The organism is Thauera sedimentorum, assembly GCF_014489115.1.
GTDB classification, from domain to species: Bacteria; Pseudomonadota; Gammaproteobacteria; order Burkholderiales; family Rhodocyclaceae; genus Pseudothauera; species Pseudothauera sedimentorum.
The window spans coordinates 445,133-462,571 of sequence record NZ_JACTAH010000001.1; the positions used below are offsets into that span (position 1 = coordinate 445,133).

Consider the following 17,439-nt stretch of genomic DNA (forward strand, 5'->3'; position numbering starts at 1 on the left):
GCGCCGCAGCAAAGGTGAGTCCATGAATGCCGTCCTGCGCCCGATCCTGTTGGCCGCCCTGCTGGTGGCCAGCAGCGCCTGCGTAACCATCAACATCTACTTCCCCGCCGCGGCCGCCGAGAAGGCCGCCGACCGCATCATCGACGAGGTCTGGCAGTTGCGCGAAGGCGCGCCGACGCCGGCCCCGGAGAACGGAGGAACGCCGCAATGAAACTTCCCGCCTGGTTCAGATCGTGGATTTCGGCGCTGTGCATCGGGTTTGCCGTGAGCGCGGCCGCGCAGGGCAACCTTGAGATCGATACCCCGGCAATCGCCGCCCTCAAGCAATCGATGCAGCAGCGCCATGCGCAGCTCGCTCCGCTCTATGCCGCAGGGGCCGTGGGCCTGGCGAGCGACGGCAGCGTGACCCTGCGCGACGCATCCAGCGTGCCGCTGGCGCGCCGGGCGCAGGCGAATACCCTGGTGGCTGCCGAGAACGCCGACCGCGCCGCGCTCTACCGCGAGATCGCGCGCGCCAACGGGCACCCCGAGTGGGAAGCCGACGTGCGCAAGACCTTTGCCGAGCGCTGGATCGACCGGGCGCAGAAGGGCTGGTGGGTGCAGCGCGGCGGTGCCTGGGTGCAGAAGTGATGCCGGTCCTCGTCTTCGACATCGAGACGATTCCGGACGTCGCCGGCGTGCGGGCGCTCAACGGCCTGTCCGACGAGTTGTCCGACTACGAGGTCGCCGAGTTCGCCTTCCAGCAGCGCCGAGCCGCGAACGGCACCGACTTCCTGCAGCACCACCTGCACCGCGTGGTCACCATTTCCTGCGTATTGCGCGACGCCAGCCAGTTCCGCGTGTTCTCGCTGTCGGAGCCGGACGTTGGCGAAGGGCAGATCATCCAGCGCTTCTTCGATGGTATCGAACGCTACACGCCGCAGATCGTCTCGTGGAACGGCGGCGGCTTCGATCTGCCGGTGCTGCACTACCGCGGCCTGATCCACGGGGTCAGCGCGCCGCGTTACTGGGACATGGGCGAGGGCGACTACAACGACTCGCGCGACTTCAAGTGGAACAACTACATCAGCCGCTACCACCAGCGCCACCTCGACCTGATGGATCTGCTTGCGCTCTACCAGCCGCGCGCGAATGCCCCGCTGGACGAGATGGCCAAGCTGATGGGTTATCCGGGCAAGCTGGGGATGGACGGCGGCGCGGTATGGCAGGCCTGGCAGGACGGCAAGGCGGCGGAGATCCGCGATTACTGTGAAACCGACGTGGTCAACACCTACCTGGTGTACCTCGGATTCCAGCGCATGCGCGGGCATCTGGATGCTGCCGCCCATGCTGCGGAAGTAGGCGTGGTGCGCGACGCCCTGGCGCATATCGGCGCGCCGCACTGGGAGCAGTATCTCGCCGCCTGGCCCGAATCGGCGAACCAGTAAGAAAGTGCTTTACAGAGGCCGTGGAATCTTTATAATGCGCGGCTCTTAGCAGGCGCGTAGCTCAGTTGGTTAGAGCACCACCTTGACATGGTGGGGGTCGTTGGTTCGAATCCAATCGCGCCTACCAGACATCTGGAGCCGGAAACAATGTTCCGAACTACTACGACCGAATCCTGAATTTAATTCGTCGGGTTCCGCTGTAGTGCTCCATAAAAAAAGTGCGGTCTCGACCGCACTTTTTTTTCGTCTGTACATCCCTGGCGTCGCCGGGGTCAGCTTGAGGTCCAAGATGCCGAACATCACCCTTCCGGACGGCTCTGTCCGCAGTTTTGAACAATCTGTCTCGGTCGGCGAGGTTGCGGCCTCAATCGGCGCCGGTCTGGCGAAGGCCGCGCTGGCCGGCCGGGTGGGCGGTCGCCTGGTCGACCTGTCGCATCGCATCGACAGCGACGCGGAGCTGGCGATCATCACCGACAAGGTCCCGGAAGGAATCGACGTCATCCGCCACTCCACAGCGCATCTGCTGGCCCATGCGGTGAAGGAGCTCTTCCCCGACGCCCAGGTCACCATCGGTCCGGTCATCGAAAACGGCTTCTACTACGACTTCGCCTACAAGCGTCCGTTCACCCCGGAAGATCTGGAGAAGATCGAGCAGCGCATGGCGGAACTAGTCAAGCGCGACATCCCGGTGGCGCGCGAAGTGTGGGCGCGCGACCGTGCGGTGGCCTTCTTCAAGGAGCAGGGCGAGCACTACAAGGCCGAGATCATCGCCTCGATCCCGTCCGACGAGGACGTCTCGCTGTACCGCCAGGGCGACTTCATCGACCTGTGCCGCGGCCCGCACGTGCCGAGTACGGCCAAGCTCAAGGTCTTCAAGCTGATGAAGGTGGCCGGCGCCTACTGGCGTGGCGACTCGAAGAACGAGATGCTGCAGCGCATCTACGGCACCGCCTGGGCGAAGAAGGATGAGTTGGACGGCTACCTGCACATGCTCGAGGAGGCCGAGAAGCGCGACCACCGCAAGCTGGGTCAGCAGCTCGACTTCTTTCACTTCCAGGACGAGGCGCCGGGTTCGGTGTTCTGGCATCCCAAGGGCTGGCGTCTGTTCCAGAGCCTGATCAACTACATGCGCGACCAGCAGGAGGCGGCCGGCTACGTCGAGGTCAATACGCCCGACGTAATGGATCGCGGCCTGTGGGAAACCTCAGGGCACTGGCAGAACTACCGCCAGAACATGTTCACCACGCAGACCGAGGACGAGCGCGTGTTCGCGCTCAAGCCGATGAACTGTCCGGGTGCGGTGTCGATGTTCGCCCAGGGGCTGAAGAGCTACCGCGACCTGCCGCTGCGCATGGCCGAGTTCGGCAAGGTGCACCGCTACGAGCCGTCCGGCGCGCTGCACGGCCTGCTGCGCGTGCGCCACTTCACGCAGGACGACGCGCACATCTTCTGTACCGAAGAGCAGATGGAGCAGGAGTGCAAGGACGTCGTCGCGCTGATCCTCGACATCTACAAGGACTTCGGCTTCGACAACGTGCGCATCAAGCTGTCCACCCGGCCGGACAACCGCATCGGTACGGACGAGACCTGGGACAAGCTGGAAGGCGCGCTGGCCGCGGCGCTCGACCACATGGGCATGGCCTACGAGCTGTTCCCGGGCGAGGGGGCGTTCTACGGCCCCAAACTGGAGTTCGTGCTGCGCGATACCATCGGCCGCGACTGGCAGTGCGGCACCCTGCAGGTGGACATGAACCTGCCGGAGCGTTTCGACATCAACTACGTGGCCGAGGACAACTCGCGCCGCCGCCCGGTGATGCTGCATCGCGCGTTGTTCGGCTCGCTGGAACGCTTCACCGGCATCCTCATCGAGCACTATGCCGGTGCGCTGCCGCTGTGGCTGGCGCCGCAGCACGCGGTGGTGATGAATATCTCGGAAGGGCAGGCCGACTACGTGAAGGACGTCGTCAAGCAACTGCGCCAGGCCGGATTCCGCGTCGATGCCGATTTGCGCAACGAGAAGATTAACTATAAAATCCGCGAACATAGCGTGCACAAGCTGCCCTATCTGCTGGTCATCGGCGAGAAGGAAAAAGCCGAAGGCAAGGTTGCAGTGCGCGCGCGGGGCGGCCAGGATCTTGGCCAAATGACCCTAGAATCGCTGATCGGTCGCTGGCGTCGCGAAGTCGAAGCGAAAGCCGGCCCGGTCTGATTTTTTTGGAATTTCTGGAGAGGAACCATCGCTCAAGATAAGAAGCAGCGCGTCAACGGGGAGATCAACGCGCCTGAGGTCCGGCTGGTCGGTGAAGAAGGCGAACAGCTTGGCATCGTGTCCCTGAACGCAGCGCTGAGTGCCGCTGAGGAAGCCGGTCTGGACCTGGTCGAGATCGCACCGATGGCGAAGCCGCCGGTGTGCAAGGTGATGGATTTCGGCAAGTTCAAGTACCAGGAGCAGAAGAAGGCCCATGAGGCCCGTCTGAAGCAGAAGCAGGTGCAGATCAAGGAAGTCAAGCTGCGCCCCGGTACCGACGAGAATGACTACCAGATCAAGCTGCGCAATCTGAAGCGTTTCCTCGAGGAAGGCGACAAGTGCAAGGTGACCTTGCGCTTCCGTGGTCGCGAGATGGCGCACCAGGAGTTCGGTCTGCGCCAGCTGGAACGAGTCAAGGCTGACCTGGAGGAGTATGGCCAGGTCGAGCAGATGCCCAAGATGGAAGGGCGTCAGATGATCATGGTGATCGCGCCGATCAAGAAGAATCGCTGATCGGGCGTTTGCCCTGAAAGCCCCCAGGGGCGAACGGCGGTCTAAAGCTGCCGTAGAACAAGTGGTGTCAGGTCATGAAAGCAGTCGGTTCGGCTGCTACCTGGCGGCATTCATAAACCAGGAGTTAGCAATGCCCAAGATGAAGACCAAGAGCGGCGCCGCGAAGCGCTTCAAGGTCCGCGCCAGCGGTGGGATCAAGCGGTCCCAGGCGTTCAAGCGCCACATCCTTACCAAGAAGACCACCAAGAGCAAGCGCCAGCTGCGCGGCATGACCGAAGTTCATGCTGCCGACGAGAAGCTGATCCGCGCCATGCTGCCTTACGCTTGATAGGAGACCGCAATGCCTCGAGTTAAACGTGGTGTAACCGCCCGCGCCCGTCACAAGAAGGTCCTCGATCAGGCCAAGGGTTACCGCGGCCGTCGCAAGAACGTATACCGCATCGCCAAGCAGGCGGTGATGAAGGCCGGCCAGTACGCCTACCGCGACCGTCGTCAGCGCAAGCGTCAGTTCCGTGCCCTGTGGATCGCCCGTATCAACGCCGCCGCGCGTGAGCTGGGTCTGACCTACTCCACCTTCATGAACGGCCTGAAGAAGGCTGCGGTGGAAGTGGATCGCAAGGTGCTGGCCGACCTGGCCGTGTTCGACAAGCCGGCTTTTGCCGCGCTCGCCGAACAAGCCCGGGCCAAACTCGCTGCGTAAGCTGACGCAGCATCGAAAAAGGAGGCCTGGCCTCCTTTTTTTTTCCTGTCATTCTCCACGGTCTTACATGGACAACCTGGATCAACTGGTTCAACAAGCCGCCGCCGACTTTGCCGCCGCGGCCGACAGCACCCAGCTCGAACAGGCCAAGGCGCGCTACCTGGGCAAGAGCGGTTCGCTGACCGAGCTCCTCAAGGGGCTGGGCAAGCTGGACGCCGATGCGCGCAAGGCGGCGGGTGCCGAGATCAACCGGGCTAAGGTGGCCGTCGAGGGCGCCCTGGAAGCACGCCGTTCCGCGTTGCGCGAGGCCGCGCTGCTGGCCCAGCTCGCCGCCGAGGCCCTGGATGTGACGCTGCCGGGGCGCGGTAACGTACCCGGCGGCCTGCATCCGACCAGCCGCACGCTGGAGCGCATCGAGGCGCTGTTCCGCTCCATCGGCTTCGTGGTGGCCGACGGCCCCGAGATCGAGACCGACTGGCACAACTTCACCGCGCTGAACACACCGGAGAATCATCCGGCGCGTTCGATGCACGACACCTTCTACCTCGAAGGCCACGACGACGTGCTGCTGCGCACGCACACCAGTCCGGTGCAGATCCGCGCGATGCTGGCCCATGTGGCGCGGCATGCCGATCTCGACACCATGCCCGAGATCCGCGTGATCGCCCCGGGGCGGGTGTACCGGGTCGATTCCGACGCCACCCATTCGCCGATGTTCCACCAGGTCGAAGGCCTGTGGGTGGGCGAGAACGTCAGCTTTGCCGACCTGAAGGGCGTGATCGCCGACTTCCTGCGCAAGTTCTTCGAGAGCGACGACCTGCAGGTGCGCTTCCGTCCCTCGTTCTTCCCGTTCACCGAACCGAGCGCGGAGATCGACGTGGCCTTCATGAGCGGCGCGCTCAAGGGGCGCTGGCTGGAGATCGCCGGCTGCGGCATGGTGCATCCGAACGTGTTGCGCTTCGGCGGCATTGATCCCGAGCGTTACACCGGCTTCGCCTTCGGCATGGGGCCCGACCGCCTCACCATGTTGCGCTACGGCGTCAATGACCTGCGCCTGTTCTTCGATGGCGATCTGCGCTTCTTGAGCCAATTCAGGTAATCGAATCATGCAATTCTCGGAAAAGTGGTTGCGGAGCCTCGTCAATCCGCCGCTGGACAGCGACGCGCTCGGTCACCTGCTGACCATGGCCGGCCTGGAAGTCGAAGAAGCCGACCCGGTCGCCCCGCCGTTCACCTCGGTGGTGGTGGCCCGTATCGTCGAGACGGAGAAACACCCCAACGCCGACAAGCTCAAGGTTTGCAAGGTCGACGCGGGCAAGGGCGAACTGCTGCAGATCGTCTGCGGCGCGCCCAATGCGGCGGCCGGAATGCTGGTGCCCTGCGCCACGGTCGGTGCGGTGCTGCCGGGCGACTTCGCCATCAAGGCGGCCAAGCTGCGTGGTGTGGAGTCCTTCGGCATGCTGTGCTCGGCCCGCGAACTGGGGCTGTCCGAGGATCACGGTGGCCTGCTCGAGCTACCCATGGATCTGCCTGTGGGGCAGGACATCCGCACGGCGCTTGCGCTCGACGATATCCGCTTCACCATCAAGCTCACGCCCAATCGCTCAGATTGCCTAAGCCTGGCGGGCGTAGGGCGCGAAGTGGCGGCGCTGACCGGCACTGCGCTCGCCCTGCCTGCGGCGGAAGCGGTGGCGCCGACCATCGATGCCCGCCGTGCCATCGTGCTCGATGCCCCCGAGGCTTGCCCGCGCTACTGCGGACGGATCATCCGCGGTGTCGACGCCAAGGCGCCGACGCCCGAATGGATGAAGCAGCGCCTGCAGCACAGCGGCGTGCGGGCGATCAGTGTGCTGGTCGACATCACCAACTACGTGATGCTGGAACTCGGCCAGCCGCTGCATGCCTTCGACAATGCGCGCCTGGACGGGAGCGTTCATGTGCGTTACCCGCAGCCCGGTGAGCAGGTGTTGCTGCTCAACGAGCAGACGGTTACGCCGAGCGCGGATACCCTGCTGATCGCCGACGAAGCCCGCGCGCTGGCGCTCGCAGGCATCATGGGTGGCGAGGAGAGCGGCATCACGCTGGATACCACCGAGGTGTTCCTCGAGAGCGCCTTCTTCGCGCCCGATGCGATCGCCGGACGGGCGCGCAGCTACGGTTTTTCGTCGGACGCCTCGCACCGCTTCGAGCGCGGCGTCGACTTCGAGCTTCCGCGCCTGGCGATGGAGCGCGCCACGCGCCTGATCCTGGACATCTGCGGCGGTGAGGCCGGCCCGGTGGAAGAGGCCGTGTCGCCACAGCATCTGCCCACCCGACCGGCGGTGCGCCTGCGCCCTGCGCGTGTGCGCAAGCTGCTGGGTATCGACCTCGGCGACGAGGCGATCGCCGCACTGCTCGAACGCGTGCATCTTGCCGTTCATCGTGAAGGCGCCGATTTTCTGGTCACGCCGCCGTCCTTCCGCTTCGACATCGAGATCGAAGAGGATCTGGTGGAAGAGATCGCGCGGCTGCATGGCTACGACAACATCCCCGCGGTTGCGCCGCAGGGCACCCTGCTGATGCTCGACCGCTCCGAGAGCGGCCGCTCGGCCTGGGACGTCCGCCACCTGATCGCGGCACGCGACTACCAGGAGGTGGTCAACTACGCCTTCGTCGACGCGGCCTGGGAGCGGGACTTCTGCGCCAATCCGGATCCCATCCGCCTGGCCAATCCGATCGCCAGCCAGATGGGCGTGATGCGCTCCAGCCTGATCCCCGGCCTGGCTGCCAACGTGGTCACCAACCGCAATCGCCAGCAGGATCGCGTGCGCGTGTTCGAGATCGGTCGCTGCTTCGAGCGCAAGGCCGATGGCGAGCCGGTAAGCGGATTCCGTCAGCCCTTGATCGTGGCCGCCCTGGCGGCCGGTCCGGCGCAGCGCGAGCAGTGGGGCGCTGCGGCGCGCAACGTCGATTTCTATGACGTCAAGGGCGACCTGGAGGCGCTGTTCGCGCCTGCCAGCCTCGGTTTCGAGCGCCTGTCCCATCCCGCGCTGCATCCCGGCCGGGCGGCCACGGTGCTGTTCGAAGGACGACGCATCGGCATCATCGGCGAGATTCACCCGGTCTGGGTCCAGCGTTACGACCTGGGGCCCGCCCCGGTGGTGTTCGAGGTCGAACTGGAGGCCGCACTGGCCGCCTCCTTGCCGGCCTACAGAGAGATTTCGCGTCAGCCCGCGGTGGTGCGCGATCTGGCCCTGGTGGTCGGCCAGGAGCTTCCGGTGGCGAGCGTGCTGGCGGTGCTGCGCGAGGCCGCGCCGGCGATCGTATGCGATATCGGCTTGTTCGACGTCTACCATGGCAAGGGCATCGAGCCCGAGAAAAAGAGCCTTGCCTTCAGGGTGTTGATGCAAGATACTCATCGAACGCTTGAAGAGGCCGAGGTTGAGCAGGCCGTCGAATCACTCGTGCGGCACGCGGAAGCAAAGCTCGGTGCCCGGTTGCGTGGCTAGGGAGATGGGCGTGACCTTGACCAAGGCGGAACTGGCCGACCTGCTGTTCGAGCGGGTCGGTCTGAACAAGCGCGAAGCCAAGGATATGGTGGAAGGCTTTTTCGAGGAGATCCGGCAGGCGCTGGAACAGGGTGATTGCGTGAAACTGTCGGGGTTCGGCAACTTCCAGTTGCGCGACAAGCCGCAGCGACCCGGTCGCAACCCCAAGACCGGTGAGGAAATTCCGATTACCGCCCGGCGCGTCGTGACCTTCCATGCGAGCCAGAAGTTGAAGGCCGCGGTGGAGCAACTGAGCGATGCAAGCAAGCAGCCCTAACGTCGGGTCGGACGCGCTGCCGCCGATACCGGCCAAGCGCTACTTCACCATCGGTGAGGTCAGCGAACTGTGCGCGGTCAAGCCACACGTGTTGCGCTATTGGGAGCAGGAGTTCACCCAGCTCAAGCCGGTCAAGCGACGCGGCAACCGGCGCTATTACCAGCATCACGAAGTCCTGCTTGTTCGCCGGATCCGGCAGTTGCTGTACGACGAAGGCTTCACCATTTCGGGTGCCCGCAACCGGCTTGGCGAAACCGCGCTGCACGAGCATGAGGTCGAGGAGGAGAGCGACCGCATGAAGGCACTGGTGGCGGAACTGCGGAGCGAAATCGAGGCGCTGCTGGCGGAGCTCCGGTCCTGATTGGTGCCGATGCATCGATCTGCTGGTGGAAATTCCGAAAAGCGGTGCTATAATCCCGCTCCTGTGTCGGGGCGTAGCGCAGCCTGGTAGCGCACTTGCATGGGGTGCAAGGGGTCGCGAGTTCGAATCCCGCCGCCCCGACCAATGTTTGCAGACAAGAAACCGGCTCAATGCCGGTTTTTTGTTTTGTGCGCATCCCTGCGCGGTGGATGCTGCTATGCTCCGCGGGCTACCCGCGGCGTCCCGCGCCTGCGGTACATGGAGTACGGAAAGATCATGCGCATTCTCGTCAGCAACGACGATGGTTACTTCGCGCCGGGCATTGCGGCGCTTGCCGAGGCGCTCGCCACGGTGGGTGAGGTGACCGTGGTCGCCCCCGAGCGCGACCGCAGCGGTGCGAGCAACTCGCTGACGCTCGACCGGCCGCTGTCGCTGCGCCGCGCGGCCAACGGATTCTATTTCGTCAATGGTACGCCGACCGACTGCGTGCATCTGGCCGTGACCGGCATGCTCGATCATCTGCCCGACATGGTGGTTTCGGGGGTCAATCACGGCGCCAACATGGGCGACGACACCATCTACTCCGGCACGGTCGCCGCGGCCACCGAGGGCTTCCTGCTGGGCGTGCCGTCGATCGCGGTGTCGCTGGTGAGCAAGGGTGCGAGCGATTTCACCGCCGCGGCGCGCGTCGCCAAGGATCTGGCCGAACGATTCAAGCGGGCTCCTTTCCGGCAAGCCGCACTGCTCAACGTGAATGTGCCGGACCGTCCCTACGAGGCGCTTGGCGGCGTTCGCGTGACCCGTCTGGGCAAGCGCCACAAGGCGGAGCCGGTCATCCGCAGCCTGACGCCGCGGCAGGAGACCGTCTACTGGATCGGTGCTGCCGGCGAGGCGGCGGACGCCGGCGAGGGGACCGACTTCCATGCGGTGGCCAACGGTTGCGTGTCGGTGACCCCGCTACAGATCGATCTGACGCATACCGGGCAGATCGCCCCGGTAGCGGACTGGCTGGCGCAATGAACATGCCGCTTGCCGACGCCGGACGGGCCGCGATGCGTGCGCGGGCGCGCATGGTGGAGCGCCTGCGGACCCAGGGCGTGCGCGACGAAAAGGTGCTGGCGGCGATGATGCAGGTGCCGCGCCACCAGTTCGTGCAGGAGGGGCTGGCGTACAGCGCGTACGACGATACGGCCCTGCCGATCGGCTTTCAGCAGACGATTTCGCAGCCCTTCGTGGTCGCACGGATGATCGAGCTGCTGCGCGCGGGCCGTGAACTCGGGCGTACGCTGGAGGTCGGTGCCGGTTGCGGTTATCAGGCTGCCGTGCTGTCCTTCGTCGCCGCGGAGGTCTACGCGGTCGAGCGCATCCGCCCGCTGCTGGATCGCGCGCGCGAGAACCTGCGTACGCTGCGCCGTCCGAACGTGCGCTTGAAACATGCGGATGGTAACCTCGGGTTGCCCGAGGCGGCGCCGTTCGACACCATCATCGTCGCCGCGGCCGCGCCGTCCGTGCCCCAGGCGCTCAAGGAACAACTTGCGCCCGGCGGCCGTCTGATGATCCCGGTGGGAACAGGCGATCAACGTCTGGTGCTTGTCGAGCGCCAGGGTGGAACATTCAGGGAAAGCCGGCTCGAAGCAGTGCGCTTCGTGCCCTTGCTGACGGGTACGGAATGAGAAGGAAGACGATGTCGGGAGGTATTTCGCGCCTCGCCCTGGTGGCGATGGCTGCAATGTTGCTGGGTGGTTGTGCGTCCAAGACTGCGGCGCCGGTGCGCGACGCGACCGTGCCGCCTCCGGTCGCCGAAACGGCGGCCACCCCGTCCCAGGATAGGATGTTCCATGTGGTGCAGCCGGGCGACACCCTGATGGGCATCTCGCGCCAGTATGGGCAGAGCGTCGCCGACCTGGTTTCCTGGAACGGCCTGAGCAACCCGAACCAGATCTCGGTCGGTCAGCAGTTGCGCGTTGCGCCGCCGGAGGGAGCGGTGGCGCAGACGATGGCGATACCGGATACCACCGAGCTGCGTCCGCTCACCGCTTCGCCGGCAACGGAAGGGCCCGTCTTGATCGAGGAGCCCAAGGGTGGGCGGCAGCCCTACAGCGATCAGGCGTGGGCAGCACTGCAGGGGCGTCCGGCGGTGCCCGCGGAGGTTGCAGCACCGGCCCAGACCGGCGAGCAGGGCGCATCCCCGGCCGCGGCCAGCGCCTGGGTGTGGCCGATTGGCGGTGGGGAGATCCTGCTGGGCTTCGAGCAGCCCAAGGGCGAGAACGGCAAATTGCTCAACAAGGGCATAGACATCGGCAGCGCACCCGGCACGCCGGTACTGGCTTCCGCGCCCGGAACGGTCATGTATGCCGGCAGCGGCTTGCGCGGTTTCGGAAAACTGGTCATCATCAGGCACGAGTCGGACTACCAGACCGTATATGCCCACAATCAGGCCTTACTGGTGAAGGAGGGCGAGACGGTGACTCAAGGTCAGAAGATTGCCGAGCTGGGGAGTACCGATGCGGATCGCCCCATGCTGCATTTCGAGATCCGTAGACAGGGCAGGCCACTGGACCCATTGAAGTACCTGCCCCCGCGCTGACGAGGAGGCCATGCACGATCCGGCAACGCCTGAAGACGTTGACTGCCAGGAACCGGATCTGCCGCTCGAGGTGGAGGTTTTTGCCGAACCTCCTCCTCCGGCACCGGAGAGCGAGTTTCTCAGCGATGTCACGCAGATCTACCTGAACGAGATCGGCGCCAATCCGCTGCTCACGGCACAGGAAGAGGTCGCACTGGCGCGGCGGGTGCGTGCGGGCGACTTCGATGCCCGCCAGGTGATGATCGAGCGCAACCTGCGCCTGGTCGTCAATATCGCCAAGCACTACCTGAACCGGGGAATTCCGCTGCTCGACCTGGTCGAGGAAGGCAACCTCGGGTTGATGCACGCGCTGGAGAAGTTCGATCCCGAGCGCGGCTTCCGCTTCTCCACGTACGCGACCTGGTGGATCCGGCAGAACATCGAGCGCGCGATCATGAACCAGTCGCGCACCATCCGGCTGCCGGTTCATGTGGTCAAGGAGCTCAACCAGGTGTTGCGCGCCCAGCGCCATCTGGAGGCCTCGGGCAACGGCGAGTACAGCCTGGAGGAGATCGCCCAGCGCCTGGGCCGCCCGGTGGAGGATGTCCGGGCCATCCTGGCGGTGTCGGAGCACACCGCATCGCTTGACGCACCGCTGGACATCGATCCTTCTCTGTCCATCGGCGAGTCACTGGCCGACGAGCACGCCGAAACCCCCGAAACGCAGATCCATACCGGCGAGATCGAAACCCTGATCCGCGAGTGGATCGCCATGCTCAACGACAAGCAGCGGCTGGTGATCCGGCACCGTTACGGGCTGGACGAGTGCGAACTGATGACGCTCGAAGAGCTTGCCGCGCAGCTCGGCCTGACCCGCGAGCGGGTGCGGCAGATCCAGCTCGAGGCGCTGGGTCAGCTGCGTCGCATCCTCAAGCGGCGCGGTATCTCCAAGGACGTCCTGCTCTGAGCGCTGAAGGCGGCGCCTACCTGCCGTTTGCCTGGCGCAGGGCTTCGGCCAGCTGGAACACCGCCATCGCATAGAAGCTGCTGCGGTTGTAGCGGGTGATCACATAGAAATTGCGATAGCCCAGCCAGTATTCGGTTTCCGCGCCGGGGCTGGCCAGATCGACCAGGGTGGCGGTCTCCGCGGGGGCGCCGCCCTCGCTGCGGGCGATGCCGGCGGCGGTCAGCGTTTCCGGCGACAGGATGGGGTCGATGCCGGCATCGACCAGGGGCTGGACCGCGGCGGTCGGGGCGATCCGCGCGCGCTCGGCCACCGGGCGACCCGCCTGCCAGCCGTGCGCGTGCAGATAGTTGGCAACGCTGCCGATGGCATCGACCGGATCGGCGTCGAAGTCGATCCGTCCGTCGCCATCGAAATCCACTGCATAGTTGCGCACGCTGCTCGGCAGGAACTGCGGGTAGCCGACCGCGCCGGCATAGGAGCCGAAGTAGCTCATGGGGTCGCGGCGCTGTTCGCGCGCGAGCAGCAGCAGTTGTTCGAGCTCGCGGCGAAAGAGGGGCGCGCGCGGCGGGTAGTCGAAGGCCAGGGTGGCGAGTGCGGAGAGCGTCTCGAAGTTGCCGGTGTGGCGGCCGTAGAGCGTCTCAACGCCGATGATGGCGACGATCACCTCCTCCGGCACACCGTACTGCTCGCTGGCGCGACGGATTGTCCCGGCGTGCTCCTGCCAGAAGGCGACGCCGCCGTCGATGCGTGTGCGGTCCAGGAAACGGGCACGGTAGCGCTGCCAGGAGCGCACGCCCGGGGTCGCCGGCGGGCGGATCAGTTCGATCACCCGCGGATGATGCTCGGCACGGTCGAGCAGGGCGTAGAGCTGGGCGTCGTCGAAGCCGTGGGCGCTGCTCATCTCGCGGATGAACTCGCGCACCTCCTCGCGATGCACGTAGGAGGCGCTGGCGGTGATCGGCAGGGTGGCGGCCGCCAGGGCGATCAACAGTCGGCGGGTGCTTGCGGTCATGACAGTTGCAGTCTCCGGATACGTTGCTTCAGGGCGCGGATGTCCGCCGCCGCGCCCGGCGCACGATAGCGCAGGCGGGCATAGTCGGTGGCGATCCTCTCGATGTCGGCTGCGCGGGCGGGAAACGCCTCGCGGAGCCGGGCGGCGAAAGCGAGCGGGCCTTCCCACGGGGCGCGGGCCAGCCCGTGGCGTGCTGCCTTGCGGCAGAACGCGAGCCAGGCGCGATCGAGCGGATCGACGCGGCGGCGCTGCAGGACCGCCCAGCCGAGCAAAGCGGTCATCAGCAGGCCGGCGGCGGCGCTCATCATCACGGTCAGCGTCCGCCAGTCGGTCCGTGCAAGGCCCAGGCGTTCCAGCAGGTCGCGCTGCCTGTCGGGATTGTAGCCAAGAACCCACTGGTTCCAGTGGTTGGACAGCGCTTCCCACTGGTTGCGGAGGCCGCGCAACCACGAGAACTCGGCGCGCATCAGCAGCGGACGCGGATCGCCGAGGCGGAGCGACTCGCCCAGGCCGGCCTCGATGCGGCGCGGTGCCGCCAGGGCGGTCGGGTCGACACGCCGCCAGCCTTCGCCTGCCAGCCACACTTCGGCCCAGGCGTGGGCGTCGGACTGGCGCACCACCATCACGTTATCGACCGGATTGATCGCGCCGCCCTGGTAGCCGGTGACTACCCGCGCAGGGACGCCCGCGGCGCGCATGAGGAAGACGAAGGCGGAGGCAAAGTGTTCGCAGAAACCCTCGCGAGTGTCGAACAGGAAGCCGTCTACCGTGTCTTCGCCGAGTAGCGCCGGATTCAGGGTGTAGACGTAGTCGCCCGCCCGCAGGTGCGCGACCGCCCGCTGCAGGACGTCGCGCGCGCCGCCGCCAGCGCCGGCGAAACCTTCGGCCAGCTCGCGTGCGCGCGGGTTGCCCTGCGGCGGCAGGCGCAGCGCGGCGGCCAGCACGGCTTCGCTCTCGCCGAGGCCGACCACGGTGTCGGGCCGGGCGCGGAGCGCGAAACGGGCGCGGCTGCGCACCGGGCGTGGGGCAAGAAGCTGGAAGTCGCCGGTGTAGGCGAAGCCGGCGAGTCCCGCATCGGGATAGTCGAGCGCCAGCACCCAGCGCTGGTTGTGCGGCTCCAGCGTGAGTTCGTAGGCGTAGTTCGGTCCGTCGGGCTGATACACCGGCTCGTTGCGTGGCGTGCTTCGACCCGCGCGCCATGTGCGGCCGTCGAACTCGGTCAGGACCGGGCCGCGCCAATAGCGCTGGGTGGGTGCGGGCGGCTCGCCGTCGAAGTCGGCGCGAAAGGCGATGGCATCCGACAGGCTGAGTTCGCTGATCGAGCCCGGCGCCATCGAATCGGACAGACCGCTGATGCCGCTGTGCGCGTCGGCGGGGAGTCCCCACAGCGGACCCTGTACGCGGGGGAACAGGATGAACAGCACCAACATGAAGGGTAGCGCCTGGGCGAACAGCAGTCCGCCCGCGCGCAGCTGAACGCCCGGAGCCGCCCGCGGCTGGTGCAGGGCGAGCAGGGTGACGGTGGCGAGCCAGGCGCCGGTGAGCGCGAGGGCTGCCACCGGCAGGGTCTGGTTGTAGAAGAACAGCCCCAGTTGCAGGAAGAAGCTCAGCAGCACGGCGACCCGCACGTCCCGCGTACTGTCGCCTTCCAGCAGCTTGAGGCAGAGCAGGGCCGCCAGCAGCGCGACGCCCGGGTCCTTGCCGAAGAAGTGCCCGAAATGAAAGCGGATGCCGGCGGCGACGCCCGCGGCAAGCACCAACAGGATCAGGCGCGGTGGGCCGGACTGGCGGATGCGCCACAGTTGCGCGCCACGCAAGATCAGCAGCGCGAAGCACAGCGCGGACAGCCAGACCGGAAGATGGGCGGCGTGGGGTGCCAGGGTGAGGAAGGCGGTGGCCAGCAGCCAGCGGTGTGCGGAAGCCTCAGCGTTCATCGTCCGGACTCCGGTGCAGGGCCAGCAGCATCAATCCTTCATGCAGATGCCGCGCCCCTGTGCCGCGCGGCAGTTGCGCATCGCCAAGACGCAGTGCAAACGGCTGTCCGCTGGCGTGCGCCGCGATCAGCCAGGCGCTGAGGCGTGCGAGCCGCGCTTCGTCGTCCATGCCTGCCGGCAGTTCGGCCCAGTCGAGCACGATGTCGCTGCCCGCGCTGCCGGCGAACTGCTTGGTGAGTAGGGGGCCGCCGCGTGCGAAAGCCTTCCACGCGACGTGGCGCGGCGAGTCGGCACGCTGGTGCTCGCGCAGGCCGGCGAAGTCCTCGTCGCCGTGCTGGTGCCGGCGCGTGCCCGGCCCGATGTTGCTGCCCGATGGCAGTGGTGGCGGGTCGGCTTCCGGTGCCGGGTACACCAGGCAGCGCAGGTCCGGCACCAGCACGCTCCAGGCGCGGATCAGGCCCAGCGGATAGCGGGTTTCCACGGTGATGCGGCCGGGACGCAACCAGCCGCGGCGGCTGGTGGGCAGTTCGAGTGCCGCCTCGGCGACCTCCCCCGCAGGCAGGTCGATTCGGGCCCGGCTCGTGCCTGCCGCAAGCTGGAGCGCAGGCCGTGGCGTGTCGCGGTCGTTGCCAAGCTGCAGGAGGAAACGTGCCGGTTCGCCGCAGAACACCGGTTCGCAGCGTCCGGCGTGAATCTGCAGGTTCAGCAGGTTGCGGAAGGCGTGCACGATGCTGGTGACCGCGATGCCGCCGAGCAGGAAGGTGAGCGCGAAGCCGAGGCTGAGCTCGTAGTTGATCGAGGCGATCAGCATCACCAGCAGGGTGGCCGCAAAAGCCAGCCCGGCCGGCGTGGGCAGCACGAAGATGCGGCGTTGCGGCAGGCGGATGGGCAGCGCCTCCGCCCGCCCGATGCGGAACAGCCAGCGCTCCAGGGCAGTGCGCAGCGGTCCGCCGGGGGATGCAAGCAGGCCGGGCATCAGATCAGCGGGACGGCCTCGATCATCGCCCGCAGCATCTCGGGCGGTGCCGGCCGGCCGTCGGCGGCCAGATGCAGGCGATGGCCGGCGACGTGGGGGAACATCGCCTGCACATCCTCGGGCAGGACATGGTCCCGGCCATCCACCAGTGCCCATCCGCGTGCGGCGGACAGCAGCGCGAGGCCCGCGCGCGGACTCAGGCCGGCGGCCAGTTCGGCGTTCTGGCGGGTCGCTGCGACCAGTGTGTGTAGATAGTCGATCAGGCGGTCGGCGACGATGAGTTCGCGCGCCGCCCGCTGCAGGTCGAGCAGGTCCTGCGGGCGGATCACCGCCTCGCGGCGTTCGAGCAGGCTGCGGCGGTCCTCGCCCATCAGCAGGGCGCGCTCGGCGGCGCGGTCGGGATAGCCCAGGCGGATGCGCATCAGGAAGCGGTCCAGCTGGCTCTCCGGCAGCGGGAAGGTGCCGATCTGGTCAACCGGGTTCTGCGTGGCGATGACGAAGAAGGGTGCCGGCAGCGCGAGTGTCTGGCCGTCGGCGGTGACCTGGTGCTCCTCCATGGCTTCGAGCAGCGCGCTCTGCGTCTTGGGGGTGGCGCGGTTGACCTCGTCGGCGAGGATCAGCTGGGAGAAGATCGGTCCGGGGTGAAAGCGGAAGGCGCTGGTGTCGCGGTCGAACACCGACACGCCGATGATGTCTGCCGGCAGCAGGTCGCTGGTGAACTGGATGCGCTGGAACTGCAGGCCGATCAGCCGCGCCATGACGTGGGCCAGCGTGGTCTTGCCCACGCCGGGTACGTCCTCGATCAGCAGGTGCCCGCGGGCAATCGCACAGGTCAGCGCGAGACGCAGCTCGTGCTCCTTGCCGAGGATGATCTGGCCGGCCGCTTCGAGCAGGCGGGTGATGTGGTGATGGGGCATCGCCGGGATACTGT

At 66.5% G+C, this 17,439-nt stretch carries 19 protein-coding genes and 2 tRNA genes; 17 read left to right on the forward strand and 4 right to left on the reverse strand.

Annotation, left to right across the window (positions count from 1 at the left end):
• Window positions 1-22: 22 nt before the first annotated feature.
• The 17 genes from IAI53_RS01970 (at window position 23) to rpoS (ending at window position 12,586) form a co-directional block, all read left to right on the forward strand.
• Window positions 23-211 (forward strand): hypothetical protein, encoded by a 189-nt coding sequence (locus IAI53_RS01970; protein ID WP_187716482.1) that lies wholly within the window; start codon window positions 23-25, stop codon window positions 209-211.
• Window positions 208-630 carry a YdbL family probable chaperone protein gene (locus IAI53_RS01975; protein WP_187716483.1) on the forward strand — a complete coding sequence of 141 codons (423 nt, stop codon included), beginning with the start codon at window positions 208-210 and terminating at the stop codon, window positions 628-630. Before IAI53_RS01970 ends, IAI53_RS01975 begins: the two co-directional genes overlap by 4 nt.
• Window positions 630-1,427: a 3'-5' exonuclease gene (locus IAI53_RS01980; RefSeq protein ID WP_187716484.1), complete on the forward strand. Its 798-nt coding sequence runs from the start codon at window positions 630-632 to the stop codon at window positions 1,425-1,427. Before IAI53_RS01975 ends, IAI53_RS01980 begins: the two co-directional genes overlap by 1 nt.
• Window positions 1,428-1,477: 50 nt before the next feature.
• A tRNA-Val gene (locus IAI53_RS01985) sits at window positions 1,478-1,554 on the forward strand.
• Window positions 1,555-1,716: 162 nt separating this feature from the next.
• Window positions 1,717-3,636, forward strand: a complete 1,920-nt coding sequence (gene thrS, locus IAI53_RS01990; RefSeq protein WP_187716485.1) for a threonine--tRNA ligase — start codon at window positions 1,717-1,719, stop codon at window positions 3,634-3,636.
• A 27-nt stretch (window positions 3,637-3,663) separates the two neighbouring features.
• A complete protein-coding gene (infC, locus tag IAI53_RS01995; RefSeq protein WP_187717915.1) occupies window positions 3,664-4,188 on the forward strand; it encodes a translation initiation factor IF-3 in 525 nt (174 codons plus the stop codon).
• A 130-nt stretch (window positions 4,189-4,318) separates the two neighbouring features.
• On the forward strand, window positions 4,319-4,516 hold the full coding sequence (gene rpmI / locus IAI53_RS02000) for a 50S ribosomal protein L35 (protein ID WP_015437124.1): 198 nt from the start codon (window positions 4,319-4,321) through the stop codon (window positions 4,514-4,516).
• Window positions 4,517-4,528: 12 nt separating this feature from the next.
• Window positions 4,529-4,888 (forward strand): 50S ribosomal protein L20, encoded by a 360-nt coding sequence (gene rplT / locus IAI53_RS02005; RefSeq protein WP_011764816.1) that lies wholly within the window; start codon window positions 4,529-4,531, stop codon window positions 4,886-4,888.
• 67 nt (window positions 4,889-4,955) lie between these two features.
• Entirely contained in the window at window positions 4,956-5,987 is a 1,032-nt protein-coding gene (gene pheS / locus IAI53_RS02010; protein WP_187716486.1) for a phenylalanine--tRNA ligase subunit alpha, read from the forward strand.
• 7 nt (window positions 5,988-5,994) lie between these two features.
• Window positions 5,995-8,376, forward strand: a complete 2,382-nt coding sequence (gene pheT / locus IAI53_RS02015) for a phenylalanine--tRNA ligase subunit beta (protein ID WP_187716487.1) — start codon at window positions 5,995-5,997, stop codon at window positions 8,374-8,376.
• Between the two features lie 4 nt (window positions 8,377-8,380).
• Entirely contained in the window at window positions 8,381-8,692 is a 312-nt protein-coding gene (locus IAI53_RS02020) for an integration host factor subunit alpha (RefSeq protein ID WP_187716488.1), read from the forward strand.
• Window positions 8,673-9,053, forward strand: coding sequence for a MerR family transcriptional regulator (locus IAI53_RS02025; RefSeq protein ID WP_187716489.1), 381 nt, complete (start codon window positions 8,673-8,675; stop codon window positions 9,051-9,053). Before IAI53_RS02020 ends, IAI53_RS02025 begins: the two co-directional genes overlap by 20 nt.
• Before the next feature lie 67 nt (window positions 9,054-9,120).
• Window positions 9,121-9,197, forward strand: a tRNA-Pro gene (locus tag IAI53_RS02030).
• 132 nt (window positions 9,198-9,329) lie between these two features.
• Window positions 9,330-10,073 (forward strand): 5'/3'-nucleotidase SurE, encoded by a 744-nt coding sequence (surE, locus tag IAI53_RS02035; protein ID WP_187716490.1) that lies wholly within the window; start codon window positions 9,330-9,332, stop codon window positions 10,071-10,073.
• The gene (locus IAI53_RS02040; RefSeq protein ID WP_187716491.1) at window positions 10,070-10,726 is read left to right on the forward strand and encodes a protein-L-isoaspartate(D-aspartate) O-methyltransferase; all 657 of its coding nucleotides are present in this window, start codon (window positions 10,070-10,072) and stop codon (window positions 10,724-10,726) included. Before surE ends, IAI53_RS02040 begins: the two co-directional genes overlap by 4 nt.
• A gap of 11 nt (window positions 10,727-10,737) precedes the next feature.
• The gene (locus IAI53_RS02045; protein ID WP_187716492.1) at window positions 10,738-11,640 is read left to right on the forward strand and encodes a M23 family metallopeptidase; all 903 of its coding nucleotides are present in this window, start codon (window positions 10,738-10,740) and stop codon (window positions 11,638-11,640) included.
• A 10-nt stretch (window positions 11,641-11,650) separates the two neighbouring features.
• Window positions 11,651-12,586 carry an RNA polymerase sigma factor RpoS gene (rpoS, locus tag IAI53_RS02050; RefSeq protein WP_187716493.1) on the forward strand — a complete coding sequence of 312 codons (936 nt, stop codon included), beginning with the start codon at window positions 11,651-11,653 and terminating at the stop codon, window positions 12,584-12,586.
• 16 nt (window positions 12,587-12,602) lie between these two features.
• Here rpoS and mltB read toward each other — a convergent pair whose 3' ends face one another.
• The 4 genes from mltB to IAI53_RS02070 are packed head-to-tail and all read right to left on the reverse strand — an operon-like array spanning window position 12,603 to window position 17,425.
• Window positions 12,603-13,598 (reverse strand): lytic murein transglycosylase B, encoded by a 996-nt coding sequence (gene mltB, locus IAI53_RS02055; protein WP_187716494.1) that lies wholly within the window; start codon window positions 13,596-13,598, stop codon window positions 12,603-12,605.
• Window positions 13,595-15,532 carry a transglutaminase TgpA family protein gene (locus IAI53_RS02060; RefSeq protein ID WP_187716495.1) on the reverse strand — a complete coding sequence of 646 codons (1,938 nt, stop codon included), beginning with the start codon at window positions 15,530-15,532 and terminating at the stop codon, window positions 13,595-13,597. The genes mltB and IAI53_RS02060 overlap by 4 nt, the downstream gene beginning before the upstream one ends.
• Window positions 15,522-16,508, reverse strand: coding sequence for a DUF58 domain-containing protein (locus IAI53_RS02065; protein ID WP_187716496.1), 987 nt, complete (start codon window positions 16,506-16,508; stop codon window positions 15,522-15,524). The genes IAI53_RS02060 and IAI53_RS02065 overlap by 11 nt, the downstream gene beginning before the upstream one ends.
• Window positions 16,508-17,425, reverse strand: coding sequence for an AAA family ATPase (locus tag IAI53_RS02070; protein ID WP_187716497.1), 918 nt, complete (start codon window positions 17,423-17,425; stop codon window positions 16,508-16,510). Before IAI53_RS02070 ends, IAI53_RS02065 begins: the two co-directional genes overlap by 1 nt.
• Window positions 17,426-17,439 lie beyond the last annotated feature (14 nt).